The sequence below is a fragment of the Myroides sp. ZB35 genome (genome assembly GCF_001865835.1).
GTDB lineage: Bacteria > Bacteroidota > Bacteroidia > Flavobacteriales > Flavobacteriaceae > Flavobacterium > Flavobacterium odoratimimum.
The window spans coordinates 3,103,125-3,126,062 of sequence record NZ_CP017769.1 but is presented as its reverse complement, the minus strand read 5'-3'; the positions used below and the strand labels follow the sequence as shown (position 1 = coordinate 3,126,062).

At 31.9% G+C, this 22,938-nt stretch carries 20 protein-coding genes; 12 read left to right on the top strand and 8 right to left on the bottom strand.

Features of this window, described 5'->3' with window-relative positions; genetic code table 11:
• Positions 1-145 precede the first annotated feature (145 nt).
• A complete protein-coding gene (locus BK054_RS13855; RefSeq protein WP_006263573.1) occupies positions 146-991 on the bottom strand; it encodes an SDR family oxidoreductase in 846 nt (281 codons plus the stop codon).
• Between the two features lie 484 nt (positions 992-1,475).
• Between BK054_RS13855 and BK054_RS13850 the strand changes: the two genes are divergently transcribed.
• The 4 genes from BK054_RS13850 to BK054_RS13835 all read left to right on the top strand — a co-directional run bounded on the left by BK054_RS13850 (position 1,476) and on the right by BK054_RS13835 (position 7,401).
• A complete protein-coding gene (locus BK054_RS13850) occupies positions 1,476-2,123 on the top strand; it encodes a hypothetical protein (RefSeq protein ID WP_006265283.1) in 648 nt (215 codons plus the stop codon).
• Between the two features lie 327 nt (positions 2,124-2,450).
• A complete protein-coding gene (locus BK054_RS13845; RefSeq protein WP_006265282.1) occupies positions 2,451-4,235 on the top strand; it encodes a hypothetical protein in 1,785 nt (594 codons plus the stop codon).
• Positions 4,236-4,826: 591 nt separating this feature from the next.
• Positions 4,827-5,855, top strand: coding sequence for a response regulator transcription factor (locus BK054_RS13840; protein ID WP_006258868.1), 1,029 nt, complete (start codon positions 4,827-4,829; stop codon positions 5,853-5,855).
• Positions 5,856-6,228: 373 nt separating this feature from the next.
• Positions 6,229-7,401 carry a proline dehydrogenase family protein gene (locus tag BK054_RS13835; RefSeq protein WP_006261199.1) on the top strand — a complete coding sequence of 391 codons (1,173 nt, stop codon included), beginning with the start codon at positions 6,229-6,231 and terminating at the stop codon, positions 7,399-7,401.
• Between the two features lie 242 nt (positions 7,402-7,643).
• On the opposite strand, the gene BK054_RS13830 is transcribed toward BK054_RS13835, so the two are convergent.
• The 3 genes from BK054_RS13830 to BK054_RS13820 all read right to left on the bottom strand — a co-directional run bounded on the left by BK054_RS13830 (position 7,644) and on the right by BK054_RS13820 (position 9,813).
• Positions 7,644-8,231 (bottom strand): hypothetical protein, encoded by a 588-nt coding sequence (locus BK054_RS13830; protein WP_006265279.1) that lies wholly within the window; start codon positions 8,229-8,231, stop codon positions 7,644-7,646.
• Between the two features lie 154 nt (positions 8,232-8,385).
• Positions 8,386-9,048, bottom strand: a complete 663-nt coding sequence (gene ung / locus BK054_RS13825; protein ID WP_006258873.1) for a uracil-DNA glycosylase — start codon at positions 9,046-9,048, stop codon at positions 8,386-8,388.
• A 126-nt stretch (positions 9,049-9,174) separates the two neighbouring features.
• Complete coding sequence (locus BK054_RS13820) at positions 9,175-9,813, bottom strand: helix-turn-helix domain-containing protein (RefSeq protein ID WP_071307359.1); 639 nt, start codon at positions 9,811-9,813, stop codon at positions 9,175-9,177.
• A gap of 788 nt (positions 9,814-10,601) precedes the next feature.
• Between BK054_RS13820 and BK054_RS13815 the strand changes: the two genes are divergently transcribed.
• The 3 genes from BK054_RS13815 to BK054_RS13805 are packed head-to-tail and all read left to right on the top strand — an operon-like array spanning position 10,602 to position 16,108.
• Positions 10,602-11,882, top strand: coding sequence for a TolC family protein (locus BK054_RS13815; RefSeq protein WP_006265278.1), 1,281 nt, complete (start codon positions 10,602-10,604; stop codon positions 11,880-11,882).
• Between the two features lie 19 nt (positions 11,883-11,901).
• On the top strand, positions 11,902-13,002 hold the full coding sequence (locus tag BK054_RS13810; RefSeq protein ID WP_006265277.1) for an efflux RND transporter periplasmic adaptor subunit: 1,101 nt from the start codon (positions 11,902-11,904) through the stop codon (positions 13,000-13,002).
• A gap of 19 nt (positions 13,003-13,021) precedes the next feature.
• The gene (locus tag BK054_RS13805; protein ID WP_006263565.1) at positions 13,022-16,108 is read left to right on the top strand and encodes an efflux RND transporter permease subunit; all 3,087 of its coding nucleotides are present in this window, start codon (positions 13,022-13,024) and stop codon (positions 16,106-16,108) included.
• A gap of 58 nt (positions 16,109-16,166) precedes the next feature.
• On the opposite strand, the gene BK054_RS13800 is transcribed toward BK054_RS13805, so the two are convergent.
• Positions 16,167-17,006 (bottom strand): helix-turn-helix domain-containing protein, encoded by an 840-nt coding sequence (locus tag BK054_RS13800; protein WP_006265276.1) that lies wholly within the window; start codon positions 17,004-17,006, stop codon positions 16,167-16,169.
• A gap of 97 nt (positions 17,007-17,103) precedes the next feature.
• On the opposite strand from BK054_RS13800, the gene BK054_RS13795 reads away from it, so the two are divergent.
• From BK054_RS13795 to BK054_RS13780, 4 genes are all read left to right on the top strand, one after another.
• Positions 17,104-18,270 carry an MFS transporter gene (locus BK054_RS13795; RefSeq protein ID WP_006265275.1) on the top strand — a complete coding sequence of 389 codons (1,167 nt, stop codon included), beginning with the start codon at positions 17,104-17,106 and terminating at the stop codon, positions 18,268-18,270.
• Between the two features lie 683 nt (positions 18,271-18,953).
• Entirely contained in the window at positions 18,954-19,322 is a 369-nt protein-coding gene (locus BK054_RS13790; RefSeq protein ID WP_006265274.1) for a hypothetical protein, read from the top strand.
• On the top strand, positions 19,316-19,681 hold the full coding sequence (locus tag BK054_RS13785) for a DUF2200 domain-containing protein (RefSeq protein WP_006263562.1): 366 nt from the start codon (positions 19,316-19,318) through the stop codon (positions 19,679-19,681). Before BK054_RS13790 ends, BK054_RS13785 begins: the two co-directional genes overlap by 7 nt.
• Before the next feature lie 6 nt (positions 19,682-19,687).
• Positions 19,688-20,173: a DUF4259 domain-containing protein gene (locus BK054_RS13780; RefSeq protein WP_006265273.1), complete on the top strand. Its 486-nt coding sequence runs from the start codon at positions 19,688-19,690 to the stop codon at positions 20,171-20,173.
• Positions 20,174-20,199: 26 nt separating this feature from the next.
• On the opposite strand, the gene BK054_RS13775 is transcribed toward BK054_RS13780, so the two are convergent.
• Together BK054_RS13775 and BK054_RS13770 are read right to left on the bottom strand one after the other, a co-directional pair.
• Positions 20,200-20,793 (bottom strand): Crp/Fnr family transcriptional regulator, encoded by a 594-nt coding sequence (locus BK054_RS13775; RefSeq protein WP_232234277.1) that lies wholly within the window; start codon positions 20,791-20,793, stop codon positions 20,200-20,202.
• 190 nt (positions 20,794-20,983) lie between these two features.
• Complete coding sequence (locus BK054_RS13770) at positions 20,984-21,598, bottom strand: GNAT family N-acetyltransferase (protein WP_006265272.1); 615 nt, start codon at positions 21,596-21,598, stop codon at positions 20,984-20,986.
• Positions 21,599-21,825: 227 nt separating this feature from the next.
• Between BK054_RS13770 and BK054_RS13765 the strand changes: the two genes are divergently transcribed.
• Complete coding sequence (locus BK054_RS13765; RefSeq protein ID WP_006265271.1) at positions 21,826-22,446, top strand: class I SAM-dependent methyltransferase; 621 nt, start codon at positions 21,826-21,828, stop codon at positions 22,444-22,446.
• A gap of 11 nt (positions 22,447-22,457) precedes the next feature.
• On the opposite strand, the gene BK054_RS13760 is transcribed toward BK054_RS13765, so the two are convergent.
• A complete protein-coding gene (locus BK054_RS13760) occupies positions 22,458-22,841 on the bottom strand; it encodes a hypothetical protein (protein WP_006265270.1) in 384 nt (127 codons plus the stop codon).
• Positions 22,842-22,938: the final 97 nt, after the last annotated feature.

Sequence of the window (22,938 nt, the reverse complement as noted above, 5' to 3'; positions counted from 1 at the left end):
CTAAAATAGTATCAAAGTATATTTATATTTTTTGACATTACAACAATATACATTAAAATCAATCTAATTTATACTAAAAAATTAACCCCCACTTAAAAGCAGGGGTTACTTATTTAAAACAATTTTACATTTTTTTGTTTCTAACCTATAAGGTTATACGACCACCAGTAGCCGCAATAATAGCTCCTGAAATATAAGAGGCTTGATCACTTGCTAAAAAAACATATATAGGAGCGATTTCACAAGGTTGCCCAGGTCTCCCCATAGGAGTATTCTTTCCAAAATTATCAACATCAGAAATAGTTGTTGGAATTAATGGAGTCCATATAGGTCCAGGGGCCACAGCATTGACTCTTATTTCCTTTCCTTGTTCCAAAAACATTTTACTCATACTAGCTGTTATATTTTGAATAGCAGCTTTGGTAGAAGCATAGGCTAAAAGACTGGGATTAGGATTATATACATTGACTGATGTTGTATTGATAATACTACCTCCTTTAGGAATAAATTTAAGACTATACTTTATCATAAAAAATAATGCATCTAAATTAGTCTGATATGTTTGCTTCCAATCCTCTATAGTAATTTCTTCAAAAGTTTTATGCTCCCTTTGAAAAGCGGCATTATTAATTAGTACATCTATTTTACCAAATTTCTTGACAGTATCTTCAACAATCTTTTTACAATTTTCGGCTTTCTGAAGATCTAATTCAAAAGCTATTCCCTCTGCTTTTGCATGTTTGATCCAATTTAAAGTATCTTGTGCATCTTCTCTTTCTAATGAGGACAAATACACTATTGCAACATTAGCTCCTTCTCTAGCAAAAGCTATGGCAGTAGCTTTACCTATACCAGAATCTCCTCCTGTAATAAGTACTGTCTTATCTTTAAACAATCCTTTCCCTTTATAAGAAAATTCTCCATGATTAGGTCTGTTTTTCATATCTAATTCATTTCCTGGAGGAATTTGTTTGGTTTCTGAATATTCCATAATTTAATTTTTAAGGTTAATACAACCTATTAAAAGACAAAATCTATGCTAGTTACCAAATCAGATAGAACAACAAGCTACAAGACTTACTTATGTCAAGAAGTAAATATTCAATAGAAAGTAAATATGAGTAAAAAACACACATATTGTAGATTAATTACACAATTATTCCCTTTAACTAAAAAATAATCTTCTAATTAAGCTTACTTTTTCTGAATATTAAAAAAGATTATTTACATAAAAATAAAACACAACTATTTGTTATTATGTAACTTAATAATTAAATATTATGTTATATAGTTGATTTTATTATTACGGTAGTAGTTATATTTTATTTTAAGATTAAAATATAAGCTATGTAATAATACACAAAATGCAATGTTGTTTTATTTTAAGCATAGCTTTTGCTTTCTAACTATTGAAGAATAAAATGATAAAATACTAGCTGTCACTAATTTTTTATTAATTAAAAAACTTCAATATTATGAATAACCGTAATAATAGCTCTAGAGCTTACAATAGATCAAGAACAAGAGATAATTTTAATTCATCAAAAGATCGATCAAACCAATACTCTAATCGTTTTGATAGTTATGGAGATAACAATTATTTTGGCGATAACCGTTATGATGACTCTCAATACGATATGAGTGGACACAACTACAATAATAATCAAGATTATTATAATGATGAGTATCAAAGTGGTAATAATCGAGACAATTACTATAATGATAACTACAACCATAATAATAATTACATGGATAGTTATGATCAAAATTTAGAATACCCTAGAGATGACTATAATATGGATTCAGATGGATATCATGAACATTACCCAGGTTATAATGAACAAAGTCATTATGGCTATGACGAAGATTCTTTTGATACAAGAAATCATTCACAAAATAGAAATATGGGGCGCTCTTTTAATAATAGACAATCTCAAGATTATCGACAACAGAGAGATTATCGACGTCCGCAAATATGGATGGATAATGATGAACAATACTCTTCAGATAGATTAAACAATACTGATTACTACGGAATGAATTCTTCTAGAAACAATTCTAATCATAATCAACAACGTAGATCTAGACGTCACTATGGTTTTGGTAATAGAAATAATTACTAAAAAAAATCATAAAGTGTTATTTTTCTAAGTATGCAGTAAAGGATGAAATATTCCTTTACTGTTTTTTTTATACTACTCAACAGATTTTCACTTTAAGGATGAGATTTAATTAAATGTATAGATATTATAATTAGACACTTACAAACAATACAATCTATTACTTATACCTGCTTCCTTCTAAGTATTCTAGCTCTTATCTCTCCCTTCTTCCCTAGGTCTTTACATAAATTTAATATGAGATAATCGCCTAACATGATATTTGTCACTTAATTACTCAGAATATTTGAAGAATTTCCCTCCCTTATAAAATATAACAAACAAACCAAAATGAAATTAAAACCAATACATTCATTTCACATTCCAGTGATGGGATTGGCCTATACGATTGATAGTCCAGTGAGAGTGGCTCAGTATGGTTTCTCCTCTACTATCTCTGTGATGGATGATGAATTAATAGAACGCATGAACAAGTTCTATTGTGAGAAATTCGAACTGCCTTATCAAGAGATAACGAAGAAAATAGAGGACTTTAGAGCCAAGCGTATTACAGCTTATCTAAATACATTAGATACCATCGTAAAAGGGAAATTCGAAAACCTAAAAGCTTCTTTCTTAGAAAGCAAAAAAGAGGTTGAGGATTATATCGATATGTTGCCATCTGTATCAGAGATCAGAAAGAATCTACAGCAGCACTTAGATGATAAGCTATCTATAGATCACCTGAAGGGAGTTCTAGAGCACTACCTTACCCCTGGTGCTATAGATGTCAATATCATGACTAAGGTAGATAGAGAGAACTTCACTAAAAAAGAAGCCTTACCGGTAGAGTATAATGATGCACATGCTGCCCTAAGAGGCTTTGTGAACAGTACTTTAAACTCATCCGTAGTCCTATCTGCAGGTATGAATCCAAGATTGTTTAGCTATTTTGAGGAGTTTGACGCTTTTTATCCAGCTGTTGACAGTACTTTACAGAAGAAAATCATCTTAAAAGTAAGTGACTTTAGATCTGCCTTAATACAGGGGAATTTCCTAGCCAAAAAGGGGTTATGGGTATCTGAGTATCGCATAGAGTCTGGACTTAACTGTGGTGGGCATGCCTTCGCTACAGATGGTTATCTAATGGGAGTAATATTAGAAGAGTTTAAAGCTAGAAAAGCAGAATTAATAAATTCTACCCATGACTTACTAGTCAAAGCTCTAGAACAGAAGAATAGATTTGTTCCTTCTACTCCTCTTGATTTAAAGGTTACAGCTCAGGGCGGCGTAGGTACAGCGGCAGAACATCAGTTCTTGCTAGAGCATTATGAGGTAGACTCTGTAGGCTGGGGCTCACCCTTCTTATTAGTACCTGAGGCTACTTCTGTAGATCAGACCACTAGAGAATTATTAGCTAAGGCAAAAGAAGAAGATTTATACTTGAGTAATATCTCTCCTTTAGGTGTGCCGTTTAATAGTATTAAAGGAACTTCTAACGACTTCTTTAAGTCAGAGAGAATCAATAAGAACAAAGCAGGTAGTTCTTGTCCTAGAAAGTACCTAGCCTTGAATAAAAATTATTCGAATGAAGGACTGTGTACTGCTTCTAGAAAGTATCAAACTATCGAAATAGAAAAGCTAGAACAGGGTAAGGATAATATTAGCCAAGAAGAATACAATAAGAAGTATCAACAGATAACAGAAAAAGCATGTCTATGTATAGGCTTAGCCAATGCGTCTTATATGGAGCTTAACTTGCCTATCAAAGGAGAAGCACAAGGAGTAGCTATCTGTCCTGGACCTAATATTGCTTACTTCACGAAGGAAGTATCTCTTAAGAAAATGGTCAATCATATCTATGGACGAGATAATGTAATCGATACGAAGGAACGTCCTCATTTCTTTATTAAAGAATTAAGAATGTACTTAGATCATTATAGACAAGAAAAATTAGCTTTAGAATTAGAACAATCAGCTCCAAAACTGAAGAAGCTAATGAAGACAAAAGAGAACTTACTAGAGGGAATCACTTACTATAAAAACCTCTTTAAAGAAGACAATACTTACTTTATACAAGAACGAGAAAATATACTTAAAGATTTACTTCAAGTAGAAAAAGAGCTCCTAAACTAAATAAGAAGAAATCCAGCTGTCAGCAGACAAGCTGGATTTTCTTTTTTACTCATATCCACAATTGTAATTTTTATCACTTAGACTAAATAAAAAAAGCACCCAATCAATACATGATTAGGTGCTCAAAATAGACAAACGAAATGTATCTTTTACGCTAGTTTTGTCTAAGGTCTTTATAACTAGTGGGGACTTTGGATGTTTACTCATCTCATCAATACATAAAAAGAGTAAAACAAAAAAGGATAGTTTTTTAGTAATAAAGACAATCCAAAAATAGTATGTTTTACTAGAAAATTAACTATCCTTTTTAATAGTTATAGCGCTAAATTACGGCTATTTTTGAAATATACACTATTAAAAAAGTCTTCTAACAGACAAATCAATGCCTTGTATATCAATACTGTGAACCAAACAAATAGATGACACTATACTTTTTTAACATTTCACTACACAGATTTAAGAAAGTACTGCACTGATATTTTAGTTAATTTTACATCTTGATCAGCAGAGAGGTTCTCTAAAAAACAGGTCTAATTAAACATTTATTATCACTCTATATTAACATATAATGTAGAGCATTATAAACCTTATATGATTTCATTACCGTTATTTAATCAATTTCCTTTTTTTGCAACAGATACTCCTAAATATATTATTATCGGACTGTACTATGGGATATCATTTCTCTCTCTAGTTATACTTCTTGCACTTTATATTATTTTCAAGTATAAGAAACTTAGCTTTAGTTTTTTCTTACAATTAAGTATATTCTCTAGTTTCTTAGTCAAGGACATTATTTACTTTTATCTACCTGATCACCACGCTACTATCGGTTATTTATTAGCTTGGAATATCGGTACATCACTAGTGCTACTAATACTTCTGCCCTACCCTTTTTTAAGATTTAAACACAAACAACAATTCTATAAAACAGGGATTGTTGTACTGTTTGCTTTAGTTGCTATAGAGTTATTATCTAATTTATTTATCGTTCCTAGTCATGGGAATAGCTTTATTCACCCTATAACGACGATACTAACGATACTAGCATTGTACTTATTCTTCATTCTGAATCATACGTATAATTATAAAAATTATATTTCTTTCTTAATTATCTGTATTACCGCTAGTACCATTATTCTCGCTCCTTCTATTAATGATACGCTTTACGAGTTATTCATCGTATGGCCTACATTGCGTTTAATAGGAATCCCTATTCTTATTTGTTCTAGTTGTATTACCCTATTAGAAGTAAAGAAAATACACGAGCGAAACTCTATCTATAAACGATATTTATACCAGTATATGTATATGGTAAAAGACTACCATAAACAGTTAGAATATGAGAAAAGCCTTAATGCAGATAAAACGACAAAAGTAGAGCAAGAAAAAACAACCATACAAGATCAACCTCTATATCAATTAAAAAATAAATACAATCTTACAGAACGTGAGTTGGAGGTTCTAAGTCTACTCTGGGAAGGGGCTACGAATAAAGAGATAGCTGATGAGTTATTTATCTCTATTAATACCTGTAAATATCACATTAGTAAAATCTATTTTAAACTAAACATTAATTCTAGAGCACAGATTTATGCTTTTAAGGATAAGCTAGAATAGCTGTCATACTCTAATTGTATTCAACTATTTTTTAGTTTTAAAAAGGTCTTTTCTTCTTATCAGAGCATTCTTTATAAAGTCAATGATATTTTCTGAGAATTTTGATGATATAAATAGTCCTTAACCCTCTAAACAAGACTAAACAACGGAGTATCTCTATTTTTTTATAACTTTTAAAAGAAGTTATAATTAGATATATCAAAGAATTTAAGAGTTTAGTTCTTGTTCGATAAGGATTAAAAGTATTTAACACTTTATAATCACTAAGCGATTAAAAAATATCACATATTTTAAATAAGAAGATAAATACCAAAAACTATTAAATTATTACTAAAAGAGTAATTATATTTGCCTAACGAATTTACTTTTTATAATGAAAAATTTATTTAATAATACTGAAGTAGCTTTTGCTCTTAAAAATAATAAAGAATTAAAAAGAGCACATTTTTTATTTAAAATGATTAGCAAACCAACTTTAGTAAAACTTGGTTCTTCCCTTGCAAATTTTGCAATTAAAACTCATTTGCCTGTTACTGGTTTAATCCGTTCTACTGTATTCGATCACTTCTGTGGTGGTATTAGTGAAGATGACTGCTTAACTGTAGTAGATAATATGTATGCTAAAGGTGGTGTGGCATCAGTTTTAGATTATTCTGTAGAAGGTAAAGAAACTGAAAAGCAATTTGACGCTGCTCTAAACATGACGATTAAGACAATCGAGTATGCTAAACAACGTCCAGACTCTATTCCTTTTGCTGTATTTAAACCTACTGGATTTGGTAGATTTGATATGTTTGTGAAAAAAGGTGAGAAAGTAGCTTTCACTGCTGAAGAAGAAAAAGAATGGGAACGTATCGTTTACCGTTTTAACATGGCTTGTAAGTTTGCTTATGACAATGATGTTCTTTTATTAATCGATGCTGAGCACAGCTGGATGCAAGATGCTGCTGATGATATCGTACTAGACATGATGAGAAAGTATAACAAAGAGAAAGCATTGATCTATAATACTGCTCAGATGTATCGTTGGGATAGATTACAGTATTTAAAAGATCTACACGCTATCGCTAAGGCAGAAGGATTCCATGTAGGTATGAAGGTAGTACGTGGTGCTTATATGGAGGTAGAACGCGAAAGAGCTACAGAGAGAGGATATAAATCTCCTATCTGTGTAGACAAAGCTGCTACTGATGTAAACTATGATGCTGGAGTTACTTATATGTTAGAGAACATAGACTCTATGGCTATCTTCGCTGGTACTCATAACGAGAAAAGTTCTTACTTAATCATGGACTTAATGGAGAAACATAATATCTCTCATACAGACCGTAGATTATACTTCGGACAGCTGTACGGAATGAGTGATAATATTAGCTTTAATTTAGCGAAAGAGAAGTTTAATGTAGCTAAATACTTACCATTCGGACCTGTACGTGATGTAATTCCTTACTTAATCAGACGTGCAGAAGAAAATACTTCTGTTGCTGGTCAAACAAATAGAGAGTTAGATCTTATCGAAACTGAACTGAAAAGAAGAAAACTGTAATTAATTACAGTTTTAGAAATACAATTACCTGCCTAGGGTAATTCATTATAAAAAACGGAAGCCTTATCAGCTTCCGTTTTTTTATGATATTGATTAAAATCCTGCTTCTTCAAAAAGCTTACTCTAATTTCTTCTCTCTTCACGATACTAAGTACACATAACAGTAGAGGCGGCTATACTACTAATATATAAAGTAGAATTGCTTTTGTAGTATCTGGGTTAATATTCATACATACCCTCTATTAATCACCTAGTACTAATAAGTTTGTTTCCATATCTGTATCTTTAGGAACTAGTAGTGAAACGTTGTATTGGTTCTGGACATACTTTAAATGGTCAATATTTAAATAATTGCCAATTAATTCAGCGCATTCTTCTGCACTTCTCTTTCCGCAGAGTATACCAAAAAATTGAACCTCTGTTTCTATTTCAAGGGATAATTGTTCATCAAAATCTTCATCTGCATAAATGTCAATAGTAGCAGACATCTTCACTATTATTTTGCTATCAACTTTTCTAAAGTTGATTTTTGCATTATACACTCCTGTATGTTCATAAACATAAAAAAGAGCTCTAGGCTTCCCCTCCTCTTCTTGATAATCTTCCCATTCTATATCATATCCTGCAATATCTTGCCATTGATTCAGTTCATTAGGATTGATAAATAATAATAGCTCTGAATTAAAATACAGGCCCCTTCTATTTAATCTACCCTTAGTGTCTTCAGCCTTTATTTGTAATCCGAAGACTAACTGTTTTATTGAACTATCCATAAAAGCATCTAAGTAAGCATACTTTACGTCAAATTCTTGGTCTTTTATTTTAAACATATCAAAATAACTAAGTTAATTACATTCTTTACTTAAAAGATGGAATATACTGCCACGCGAGGTCTCCCGACTTCGTGTTACTAAACAATATTATCTTATATACAGTCCCACATAAGAGAAGAGTGCTATAGGTTAAAAAATTCCTAATTCTTCATTAAATCTTCCAGTCAATTGTTTTAATTCCTTTAGACTCCAAGTACGCATTTGTTTGAGAAAAAGGCTTACTCCCATAAAATCCTCTATAAACAGATAAAGGAGATGGATGTACTGTCTCTATCACGAGATGTTTGGAACGATTAATATTCTTTCCTTTCTTTTGAGCATAACTCCCCCATAGAATAAATACAATATTCTCTCTGTGCTCACTTAATTGTTCTATTACTGCATCAGTAAACTTCTCCCAACCTAACTTCTGATGAGAACCTGCTTTTTTCTCCTGTACAGTTAATGTTGCATTTAATAAGAATACGCCTTGTTCTGCCCATTTGGTCAGATCTCCATTTATATTCTTAATGTCTAAATCATCTTCTAGTTCTTTATAGATATTTTGTAAACTCGGAGGTAACTTTACACCTTTACTTACGCTAAAAGAAAGACCATTTGCCTGAAATGCCCCATGATAAGGGTCTTGACCAATGATGACTACCTTCACATCGTCAAAATCTACTAGCTCAAATGCTTTATAAACCTCCTCTTTAGGAGGATAGACCATAGTAGTTTCATATAAACAATTAATATTCTCTATTAGTGTTTTAAAATATGGAGATGCCATTTCAGTTGCTAAATGCTTATTCCAACCTTTTGCTTTTAGTTTCATTCTTTTTTTCTTCAAATATAAGCTTTCAACTAAAATATTAAACAAGATTTAGAGTGAAATACTAAAAGAAAAGAGTAGCTAATCACTATTATTTGTCTACTCTTTTCTTTTAGTATCTCTCATTGATTATATCTCAGATATACCTTTCATCTGTGGTAAAAAAGCGCCTCGAATACAGAAGAGTTCTTTTATATCGTCTATTTTTACCTGGATATTTTCAAATGCAGGATTATCACCGATCAATAACAGTGTATTATCATCTACTTTTCTTTTAAATCTGTAAATAACAATCCCTTTTCCTCTAAGTACAAATAGATAAACATGCCATAACTGTAAGTCCTCTACACTAATATGCTTAGTAATCACATAAGAAGTCATTTTAATAGTTGGATACATATTATCCACTGATACTTGAAAAGCAGTATCTACTTCCTCTACCGTTGGAAAAACATAACTTGGAGCTGTAGCCAAAGTTTTCTCTGGATCCAAAAAATACTCAAAGTGATGATCAGTAGAAATCATTTTTACTTTTCTCTTGTGATAACTACTGTTGTATACAGCTGTAGAATCTGAGAAGAATAATTCATTTAAATCAATTTTGTGTTCTTTACACAACGCTATTAAGCCTTCATACTGTAAGCTATCTCTCTTTTTCCATGAAGAGATAGTATTAGGTTTAACATCAAGAATATCTGCTAACTGTAAATCAGTTTTAATCCCTAGCATTCTCTTTAGTTTCTTAATTACTCCTGTTGCATTTTGCATAGCTTTAATTTTTTAGTGTTTGTTTTAATTTTTTTTACTTTTCTCATGTGATTAAGGCACTTTATAAGCCATAAATGATAATAATCAAATATTTTAATGAGTGGCTATTTGTACACTAATTCTAGTATAGTAGCATAAACTGCCCTATTATTTATCTACTCCAAAACCTCGTTATAAGGCTTACCTAAGGCTATTATTGATTTTTAAACAAAGAATTAAATCTTTAGTTTATTACTACTTATATAGTACAAATTACAAAATATAAATACTAATAAATCATAATATTCAAACAATACAAAGTATTAGATGTGTAATAATTCGCAATAATGTACCTATAAAGACCTTTTACAATAATATTGCCAACATTTCTTAATTTTTAAGAGACTACATTTTGTCAACTATTCACAATAAAGCATTGATTACAAAGCTGATTGACACATTTAAACATCACAAAACGTAAAGCCATTTAAAAAATAATACTGAACAATTGTATATTTTTTAGGATCAAAACCCTTTTTGGCTTCTTTTTTGTAATAGTCATTCTATAAAGAATAAGGGTTTTGGATTAAAGAGAGTTCTTGTTAAACTTTTAGATTAAATAGAATAATGACAACTCAACGAAAAAGTAGAAAACAAAATCAAGTTAAATAGATTGAAAATTGCGACTATAAAGAGGAGTAGTAATTAGCTTTCTAATCATTTTCTAATGTTGTTTTAATCTCTCTCTAATGGAACTCAAAGTTCTCTATAAGTCCTAAACAATAATTTTGACCTTAAAATAAAAAACAATGTTTAAAAACACTTTATTAGCCATTCTATCCACCTTTGTACTAAGTACTTATGCACAAGATAGCTCCGTTAAGACACTGATGTTATCAAAAGAAGAAGCTGAAGCACTTTTCTTAGAGCAGAACTTAGAACTTATTGCAAAGAATTTAGAAATCTCACAAGCAGAAGCACAATTGTTACAAGCAAAATTATGGCCTAACCCTACTTTTGAAGTTTCTGAAATCAACTTCTGGAAGACTACAGATATAGAAGAACAACCTAAGCTTATAGGTAACTGGGGTGAAGCACAACAATATGCTTTTAGAGTAGAACAATTGATTCAAACTGGAGGTAAACGTAGAAAGACCATCGACCTTCAGAAATTAACTATAGAAGAGAAACAACAAGAGTTCGAAAGTATTATTCGTGAGCTTAAGTTAGAACTAAGAGGTAATCTATCTAACTTACAAATACTTCAAGAGCAACAAAAGATATACGAAAAACAAATAGAAAGTACTAAGTCCCTAATTAGTGCATACAAGAACCAATTAGATCAAGGGAATATCAGTCAAGCACAATACATCCGTTTAAAGGCGGCAGAGCTTCAGTTTAAAAAAGAATTGGTTAATATCAATAAAGAACTTGAAGAAGCTGTGAAAGACTTTAAAAACTTTGTCAATATTGGGAGTAACACCCTGGTCGTTATTACTGATAAACTAGTAGCTCCTGAGAGAGAAATATCTGAATTAGAATTAGAGAATTGGATTATCACTGCTCAGGAACAACGTCCAGATGCCTTAAAAAGCAAAACTCTAGAAAAGCAATCAGAAAAGCGATTAGAGATTGAGAAAGCACAGCGAGTTCCTGATATTACACTAGGAGTTGATTATGACAGAGGTGGTAATATTATGCGTGATTTTGTTGGTTTTGGGATTTCGTTTGACTTACCCATCTTTGATAGAAATAAAGGAGGTATTAAAGAAGCTAAAATAGATATAGAATTAGCAAAACTAGATACGCAAAGCAAACTAAATGAAATTGCTAATGATATAGTAGAAGCTTTTAGAAATTATTATCATGCTGAACAGCTATACAAAGATATAGATAGCGAATACGAAAGCCAACTAGATCAATTACTAGAAGCATATTTAAAGAACTTCCAAAAGAGAAATGTGAGTTTAATCGAATATTTAGACTTTGTAGAAGCTTATATAGAGAATAAAACAATTCTATTAGAAACTAAGAAAGATCTAAATGATCACTTTGAAAAACTACAATATGCAGTAGGACAAGATTTATAAAAACTAAACTAATTAGACAATGACAAAATATTCTATACTAACACTAGCCTTACTAAATATGGTTCTGATGAGCTGTAATAAGGCAGACCAAAATAATGAAGAGATAGCTAAAGAACAAGAATGCTTATCTGAGGCAATGAAAAGTACACTCAATATGGAGAAGGTAACTCTTCGACCTATAGAACGAAGCCTAACTCTAAATGGATATATTGATTATAACCAAGATAAGACAGTTCCTTATAATAGTCTAGTAGATGGACTAGTTACGAATACTTACTTTTCGTTAGGAGACTATGTAAAGAAGGGACAATTATTAGCTGAAATAAAAAGTACAGATACCAATGAGATATACAGTGAGTTAAAAAGTAGTGAAGCTGAATTAAAAGTAGCTAAGCGCGAGTTAGAATCAGTAGAATCAATGTATAAAGATGGGATTGCTTCTCAAAAAGAGTTAATCGAAGCTCAAGAAGAAGTCAAAACACTTAATAGTAAAGTAGCTGCAGTAAGAAGTAGTCTAGCGATATTCAATAGTCGTGGCGAATCTGGAGTAGTAAATGTAGTAGCTCCTCAGTCTGGTTATATCGTTACAAAAAATGTAAGTACAGGAATGACTGTAAATGCAGGTGATGAACCCCTATTTACAGTAGCTGATTTATCTGATGTATGGATTATGGCTAATGTATATGCCGCTAATATGCGTCATGTACAACCAAATCAAGAGGTAAAAGTATCTACCCTAGCTTATCCTGATGAATACTTTGCAGGAAAAGTAACTAAAGTATCTCAAGTATTCGATACAGAAGAAAGAGTCTTAAAAGCTCGTATTTCAATGGAAAATAAAGAGATGAAATTAAAGCCGGGAATGTCTGCTGATATCATTATTCAGTTAGAAACAAACGAGGGTAAATCTCTTGCCATCCCTAATACCGCTATCATATTTGATAACAACCAAAATTATGTGGTAGTCTATAAAAATGATTGTGAACAAGAAGTTAGAAAGATCACCCCTGTCTCTAAAAACAATATTTATACCTATATAGCAGATGGCGTAAAAGAGAATGAGATGGTTGTAACTACTAATGAATTACTTATTTATGAGCAGCTAACTAATAAATTGTAATTCGTAAAAGCCTTTATTTATGCAAAAATTCGTCAAAAACATAGTATCCTTTTCACTTAAAAACACATTCATCGTCATCTTCGGTGTATTGTTATTATTGTTTGGAGGGATTTATAGTTATATACACACGCCTATTGAAGCTTTCCCTGATGTGACTAATACTCGTGCACGTATTATCACACAGTGGCCTGGTCGTAGTGCAGAAGAAGTAGAAAAGTTTATTACCCTTCCTATTTCAAAGGAGGTTAACACCATTCCTAATAAAGCAGAGGTAAGATCTATCTCTCTATTTGGGCTATCTGTTGTAACAGTATTGTTTAATGATGAAGTAGATGACTTCTTCGCTCAACAATATGCTTCTAACAGAATGGGAAATGTAAATCTGCCTGAAGGAGCTGATTTTGAAATAGAGCCGCCTTCTGGAGCAACAGGAGAAATCTTTAGATATATCATTAAGAGCGATCTTCCTATCAAAGAAGTTACTGCTATTCAAGACTGGGTAATAGAACGAGAATTACTATCTGTACCTGGAGTGGCAGATGTAGTAAGCTTCGGTGGTGAAGAAAAGATATTTGAAATACAGATAAATCCTACTGAATTAATTAATTACGACTTATCTCCTTTAGATGTATACGAAGCTGTAGAAAAGAGTAATATTAATGTTGGTGGTGATGTTATCCAACGTGGTGATCAAGCTTATGTAGTAAGAGGTGTAGGATTATTAGACAATGTTGAAGATATCGAGAATATCCTTATCGAGGTAAAAGGAAGTACTCCCATTCTAGTAAAACACGTAGCTAATGTCGTGGTATCAGCCAAACCACGCTTAGGACAAGTTGCTTTTCAAGATGACGATGATGTCGTACAAGGAATCGTAGTAATGCTTAGAGGTGAAAACCCAAGTGCTGTTATCGAAGGGCTAAAAGATAAAATAACAGACTTAAACGAGCGTATTTTACCTAAAAATGTTCAAATAGAAACAGTCGTAGATAGAACGAACCTTGTAAATACAACAGTACACACCGTATCTAAGAACTTAGTAGAAGGAGTTATTTTAGTATCCATTATTGTATTTATTTTCTTATATAATTGGCGTACTACATTTATCGTTGCTTCTGTTATTCCACTGGCTTTCTTATTTGCTATCATCATGCTGAAGATACAAGGGTTACCTGCCAACCTAATTTCAATGGGAGCATTAGACTTTGGATTGCTACTAGAAGGAACTTTAGTTATTGTAGAACATGTCTTTGTAGGTCTAGAGAAACGAGCTGAACAAGTGGGAATGGCAAGGTTTAATAGAATGTCTAAACTAGGTACTATTAAGAAAAGTGCAAGTAGTGTAGCGAGCTATATTTTCTTTGCACTATTAATTCTAATCGTAGCCTTAATGCCTATCTTCTCTTTCCAAAAAGTAGAAGGTAAGATGTTCTCTCCCCTAGCCTTTACATTGGGTTATGCTCTATTAGGATCCCTAATATTGAGTTTGACTTATGTACCAGCGATGTGTAAACTTTTACTGACTAAAGATATCAAAGAACGTGAGAATGTTATCTCTCGATTCTTTAAGAACAATATCTATAAGATGTTTAACTGGAGTTTTACTCATAAGAAATTAACTCTTTCTATGTTTATAGGTTTACTTGTTATCTGTGGAGTTAGATTTCATTATTATGGTTCAGAATTCTTGCCTAAGTTAAATGAAGGAGCTTTATATATTAGAGCGACATTGCCTAGTAGTATTAACTTAGATGAATCTGTAAGATTAGCTAAAGAAATGAAAGCTAAAATTAGAGAATTCGATGAAGTAAAATTTGTCTTGACTCAAACTGGTCGTCCTAATGATGGTACTGACCCTACAGGATTCTTTAATATTGAATTTCACACTGAACTAAAGCCAGAAAGTGAATGGACGCGTAAAATAACAAAAGACAAACTTCTAGAAGAGATTCGTCTGAAATTAGAGAACTACCCTGGTGTTAATTTTGGATTCAGTCAACCCATACAAGATAACGTAGAAGAATATGTAGCTGGAGTAAAGAGTTCTCTTGTAATTAAGATATTTGGAGATGATTTATTTGAGTTAGAAAAGTATGCAAATCAAGTAGCAAAAAGTATCAAAGATGTTGAAGGTATTACAGACTTAAATGTATTTAAGAATATTGGTCAACCTGAATTGAGAATCAAATTACACGATCACAAAATGGCTAAATATGCTGTAACTACAGCAGATGCTCAGGCTGTTATAGCTATGACTATTGGTGGACAGGCAGCTACTACACTATATGAGAATGAAAGAATGTTTGATGTTGTACTTCGTTTCAACAAAGAATATAGAGATTCTGCTGATAAAATCGGAGATATTTTAATTCCTTCATTAGATGGTAAACAAGTCCCACTAAAAGAAATTGCTACGATAGATTATCACACAGGACCTGCCTTTATCTATAGAGAAGGTGGTAGTAGATATATCGGTATAGGGTTTAGTATTGAAGGAAGAGATTTAGGAAGTACTATCGCTGAAGCAAGAGCTAAAGTAGAGAAAGAAGTAAAACTGCCTGCTATCAATAAAATGGAATGGGCAGGAGAGTTTGAAAGTAAAGAACGTGCTGCAAATCAATTAATGCTTGTTGTTCCAGTTTCTTTAATCTTAATCCTTGTATTATTGTACTTCAACTTTGGTAATGTAAAAGATACTGCTATAGCAGCCTTAACTATTCCTTTCGCTTTTATCGGTGGTTTTGTATCACTTTGGGCAACTGGCACGATATTTGGAATATCAGCAGGGATAGGATTTATTATTCTTTTTGGAGTAGCTACTATTGATGGTATTGTACTTATTGGAGTTATGAGAGAAAACTTACAACATCGTATGCCATTAAAAGAAGCAATAAAAGAAGGAGTAAAAAGCCGAATAAGACCAGTAGTAATGATTGCATTGATGGGGTCTATGGGATTGCTTCCTGCTGCTCTATCAAATGGAATGGGGTCTGAAATACAGAAACCATTAGCAATTATGATCGTAGGAGGGTTAATCATCTGTATGATTTTATCCTTTACTATCTTACCACAAGTATTCTACTGGGCTTACAGAAATAAGAAGTAGATTTTTTCATATATTTTTTTTTAGGGACACTTTATCCTAAAGATAGAGTGTCCCTTTTTTATACTTTATTTTCTCTTTTAAACTGTAATGGAGTTAAGGTAGTGTGCTTCATAAAATACTTTGTAAAATGACTAGCATCGGTAAAACCAAACTCTAATGCTATTGCTGATAAATTATGATCACTATGCTTAATTCTCTTTTTGATCATTTCTATTTTTAAACCATTTATATATTGTGTCAGATTCATCCCCATATTGGTTGAAAAATAATTTCTAAATCCTGACTCTGAAAGACCAAATTCATGACTTAAATGCTTTACTCCTAAACGATCTGGTAAATGAATATGAGCATGAATATAATTCTGTATTCGCTCTATTTTAGAAGTGTCATACTGATCTATTATATGTGTATTATCAGCCGTATATTTATCCATTAATAACAATACGCTTCTTAATAAATTAGTATGTAATTCTGAGACTTGTTTATTATTAACCTCCCACTCTACAATCATTAAATCAACAATTGAAATAATCTTATTAACCAACTCTATATCAACCCCTTTTACTTTTCTAACCTCCCACATCCTACCTAAGTTAATTAGTAGGTTATCCCAATAATCTGTTATACTAGCATTAACTCCATCTTTAAGTGCACTAGGCAAAAACTTGATGACTCTAAACCTTGTTTTTTCTTCTATATAGAAATGATGACTATCTTCTGGAGAGAGAAAGAAAACAGTATCTCCTCGATAGATAGATTGTTCTTTATTTAAATCGTGTATACCACTCCCCTCACTGATCAGCATTAATTCATAATGATTGTGATTATGGTAAGTAAATGGCCACTCTTCTGTGCGAAAATGCCTTAAAAACAAAGGTTCGAACTGTACTAACTTCATCTTACAAACATAGCGAAATATACTATTAATATAACAGAATATACAAAAGTGTATTTGATAACTCTACTACATTTGCCAACTTAACAAACTAAACAATATGTCAATCAAAAACAAAGAAAAATATGCTATCCCTATTATGGCATTTACTGCGGGGACTATTGTAGCTAATGTCTACTATAGCCAACCCATTCTAAAAAACATTGCTGAAACACTAGGAGAACCTGAAGCTGCAGTAGGCAAAGTATCTATGCTAGCTCAGATAGGTTATGGTATAGGTATGTTCTTTCTACTTCCTTTAGGAGATAAAATTAATAGAAAGCGATTAATCATTACGATATCTATTATACAAATATTTGTATTAATGTGTATTGCTAATACCACTCATTTAAACTTCTTGCTAATCTTGAGTTTTTTAGCTGGGGTATGCTCTACTCCAGCCCAAATTATCTTACCTATGGCAGCTCTACTAAACAAAGAGAATAGAGGAAAAAGCGTAGGTATTGTCTTTAGTGGAATATTATGTGGTATTCTTGGCTCACGTCTAATTAGTGGATGGTTAACAGATTTATGGGGATGGCAGAGTGTTTTTACCTTTTCTGCCATTATGATCTCCATTAGCATCGTTTTGATGTGGCAATTTCTACCTAATGCCCCTATTAAGTTTAAGGGTAGTTATATTCAGTTATTACAATCTACGCTTCGATTAGTCAAAGAACACAAAACACTGCGACAAGCAGCCTTATTAGGCTCTTTAACCTTTGGAATCTTCTGTTCTTTTTGGACTACACTTACTTTTCATTTAAGTGGAGCTCCCTTTAACTATACCCCTTCTATGATAGGTATGTTTGCGATAGTCGCTATCGGAGGAGCCTTAGTAGCCCCTTATTTTGGCAAATTAGCAGATAAAGGACAAGTCTTTCAAAACTTATTCCTTACGATTTCGTTAGTAATTATTAGTCTTGTAGGAATGCTTATTTTCCCCAACTCTATTATAATCTTAATTATCGCTATATTCTTATTAGACATTGGAGTTCAAGCAACACAAATCACTAATTTTACCCGTATCTACGCTCTTAGTGAAGAAGCACACAGTAGATTAAACACAGTCTATATGACAGCTTATTTCATAGGAGCTGGTATAGGAACTTTCTTTGGGTTGATTAGCTGGAGTATCAATGGATGGCTAGGTTCTCTAACCCAAATGCTGTTGTGGAGTTTCTTAGCACTAGGTATTGTCTTTCTATCTAAAAAAGGAAAACTATAGTCCCCACATGATTAGTTTACTATAACTAATTCTAACCTATAGCTCTCTAGAATTAAAAGATGTAACTTTTAAGCCTAGAGAGCTATTTTAATATAATCACTACTCCTACTTTCATAGATTACAAATTTATAAAGACTTAAAAGTACAAATCCTACTTACTTCCACTTTTTTCCATTCTTTTCCGAATACTTCCAAATATTTCCAAAAAAGTCTATTTATTTCCATTTACAAAACCTTAAACCACTGAATATCAGCAATTATTATTTTTAAACATACCTATTTCTTCGGAAGCTCTTCGGAAGAGTTCAGTATTTGTTCGGACTGAGGGGTAGTTTTCCGAAGAACATCCAAAGACTGCCCAATAAATTCCCGAACAATATGCATTTAAGCTTCTATTTTTTATGTCTCTTTTTAGCTTCACTTTTGAATAAAATGGGATATTCCTTAAAATTAAAAAAACTATAATTCATTGTGAGGCATAGGTTTTCTATAATATCTCTTGCCTTTTTAAGGTCCAAGGCTATCTATATTATCAATTCTAAAAAAACCTCATCCTTTTAATTCCCTGAATGATAAATCAATATTAACTTGAATAACAAGAAATTGAGTAGCATAAACTGTTGTAATTGTATCAAGCTTAATTATATTTACACTACCATTAACTAACCCAAACAATTATCATTATGAAATTATTCAATTTTTTTAAGAGCAAGCGCAGCTCCATAGATCCTACTAGACCCTGTAGCTACGCGGATATCTGTAGTAATGACACCGCAGAACAATATTATGATGCAGGACATCTAGATAAGCTACATCTTATTGGTTTAGCTTTTGGTGGAGATGACTCACCTTTTAATATTTTATATGTTTCACCTGAAGCTGCTCTCCAAAAAAGAGAGATAGATAATTATATCGTAGATTTACTTCAACAAGGCTATAAAGTACAATACAAAGCTTTTCCGGAGTATAAAGGCAATAGTTTTATCCCATCGAAGATTATTATAGAAGTAGACGGTGACCAGACATTTACGAAAGAAATTGAAATATGGTAAGTAAAGACATGGAGAATCATAGAATATACAGTACCTCCTTTGCGAGTGTATACCCTCATTATATTGCTAAAGCAGAGAAAAAAGGTAGAACAAAAGAAGAAGTAGATACGATCATAAGATGGCTTACAGGTTATAATCAGGATGATTTGAGACAAATAATAGAAACGAAAGTAAACTTTGAGGATTTCTTTGCTAATGCTCCTCTCATTAATCCTAATATCAATCAAATAAAAGGAGTTATCTGCGGTTACCGTGTAGAAGATATTGAACATCCACTTATGCAGAAAATACGTTATCTAGATAAACTTATTGATGAGCTAGCAAAAGGAAAAACAATGGAAAAAATACTTCGAACTTAAACAACTATGGGAGCATGGGGATATAAAGCATTAGAAAGCGATGATGGATTTGACACAATTAATTATATCGAAGACTATATAGAGGATAATTATTTCTCATCTGATAAGTTTCAATTAGATTTAGGAAAGTTAATCCAAAGACTACAAGACATAGGAGCTCTAGGTAAGAGCTTTGACGATATTGATTTTTACTATGACAATACTGCTATGGCTTTAGTAGAGCTATTCTTTATTTTTAAAGATGATGGATATCTTCATTACGGTAATGGTAATGAGATTCAAGAAGGGCTTAAGCTACGTCTAGCCGAATTTAAAGGAGATAAATTAGCCCTAGGATTCTTACTGCTATATATGCAAGATATGATAAATGAAGTACCTGATGAAGATGGAGAAAGAGAATCTGTTGAGTTATGGAGAGACTCAAACAGTTTTGAAGAATGGAAAGAACATTTAAATATGTTAGCAAAAAGATTAGAACAAGAACTAAAATAAAAAGCCTCTAAAAAATAGAGGCTTTTCTATAATACAATTCTTCCTTTTATAATTCTTAACTTATTGTCTTCTCTCAATCTTTTAATACTCCTGATCACCGTTTCTACTCTTAGCCCCGTCATGTCAGCTATTTCTTGTCGAGTTAAATCCACAATATACAAATCCTGTTGAATCAAAGGATGTTGCCAATTAGTCTTTAAATAATTTAATAACGTTAGTACGCGCAAATCTGCATCCTGAGCAGAAATTTTAGGAGCCATTACCCCTTGAAAATATAATTTCTTTGACAGATTATAGTTTATCAGTAAAGAGAAATCATGATTCTCCTTGATCAGGATTAGAAAACTTGCTTTGTCTAATTTTAATACTTCTGTTTGTTCAACAGCAATGGCATTACAGATATAGGTTGTCTCTAAAAATATAGTTCCTTCTCCGAAGTTATGTCCTCTAGAATAGAAGCTAAATATAAACTCTCTACTATCATCCTCATCATAAATGTTTAATTTAACTTCTCCACTCACGATATAGTAAAAATACTCTGGCCACATGCCTTCTTCAAAAATGAAATCATCTTTTTCATAAACAACTTTCTCAGCTCCATATTTTTTTAACAATCTCATATTCATCATAATGATAAATTATTGGTCTATATTAAAGATAGCACATTATATGCCAAAACAAGAGATTAAATTGTTAATAAAACAGTTCAAAAGGAGAATAATCAATAGTATATGACTATTGTCATATAATTAACTCATACAAATTAATTATATGTTAAAAATAAACCAAACTTAACAGTGCCACGATAACCTAAATTATATTTTTAATCAACCCTTGTATCTTTTCTTTAGAAATTCCCCATTCATCATCTAATATACTATAATAAGCCGCATTACGAGTAGTACCATCATTCTGTATTTTATCCTTTCTCAGAATACCTTCAAAGACTCCTCCTATCTTCTCAATAGCTTTCCTTGAGCGAATATTAGTGTCTTTCGTTTTCAGTTGTACACGATTTGTTTTCAGTACTTCAAAGCAATAGGTTAAGAGCAGTAATTTACATTCCAGATTTACTACACTTCCCCAATACTCTTGCGTAATCCACGTCCATCCTATTTCTAACTTCTTATCTGCTTCATACATCTCAAAGAATCGCGTAGAACCAATGATCTTCTGTGTTCTTTTATCAATAATAACAAAGGGATACTGTAATCCTTTTTCTCTAGCTATTAACGCATTTTGATAGTTGTCATAAAAAGTATCTCTATCAGAACAATCTGTAGGTACTAATCGCCAAAGTTCTTTATCTGCACTAGCTTGATATAATTCTTCCAAATGTTCTTTTTCTAAAGGAATAAGATCCACTGTTGTTCCTTCTAATACTGTTGGGTATGGAATCCATTGTGTTTTGTTATTTTTAACCATAATTATTTATATAACTTCCCTATTAATTAGTAAGGAGTAAATGTATAACAAACGAGTATTCTCTTTTAGTCTGTTGTTATAAGAAGACACCAAGCAACATAATCAATACACCAGCTTACTGTTTTATAGAATGAAACTACAAAAAACGATGCCTTAATATCCTTTAAATCATTTAGAGAGGCAATGGACTTAAATACTTACTTTTGTACTCTTATTAAAACCTAAACATGAATTGTACGCTGTGTTATACACCTTTAAGCACTAAGGTAGATGAAGAGTATTATATCTGCCATACGTGTAATGCATACCTAAAGGATGAGATGCTTTACTTTGATCAAGACAAAGAAAAAAGCCACTATGAATGTCATAATAATGATGTGAATGATATCGGTTATCAACATTTTACAGCTCCTGTAACGAATACTGTATTAGCACACTGTACACCAGCTATGCTAGGTCTAGATTATGGATGTGGAAAAGGCCCTGTAATTACAAAACAATTAGTAGAACAAGGCTATACTGTAGATCTTTATGATCCTTTCTTTCTTCCAGACCTTGCTTATCTAGATAGGGTATATGATTATATCTTTAGTTGTGAAGTATTTGAGCATTTTTACAATCCTAAACAAGAATTAGAGAAATTATCTGGAATACTAAAACAAGATGGTTTACTGATTATTAAAACACATTTATACACAAATCAAGTAGACTTTAAAAATTGGTATTATCGCAAAGATCAAACGCATGTTTTTATTTATACCTTCAAAACTATTGAATATATAGCAGAGCATTTTGATTATCAAATTGAGACGCTTACTGAGAGATTAGTTGTCTTACGAAAAAAATAAGAGGCTATGTATTAGATACTAGCCTCCTTTATTAATTTATCACATTGCTCTTTCCAGTTGTCCTCTCCTATCCAAATTCCCTTAACATCAGAATATCTGTTAATATCATTTAGAGCGTTTAAATCGTCGTCTAAATGCCAAATAAGACCACTACCACCTATAGTGTAGCTTTTATCTGCTCTATTGGTAAATATAATATGCTTATGCGTGATACCTATTTTATCTGCTAGTAAGAATAAATCATCATTACTTCCCCCTCCATTCATAGCACAAAGCAATTCATTATACCTCCCCGTTACGATAAAAACGTCTATTCCTTTATTAGTTAACTCTTTTGCATATTGAGCTACTTCTGCTTCTGTCAATGTTCCATCAAAATCAAATGATACTCTCATTTTATTGTTTTTTTGTGATGCTGTGATATCGTGATATTGTTTTGTGATTTTACTCTTTTAAGGAGATATTTTGTTTTACAAGAAAACAACATCACAT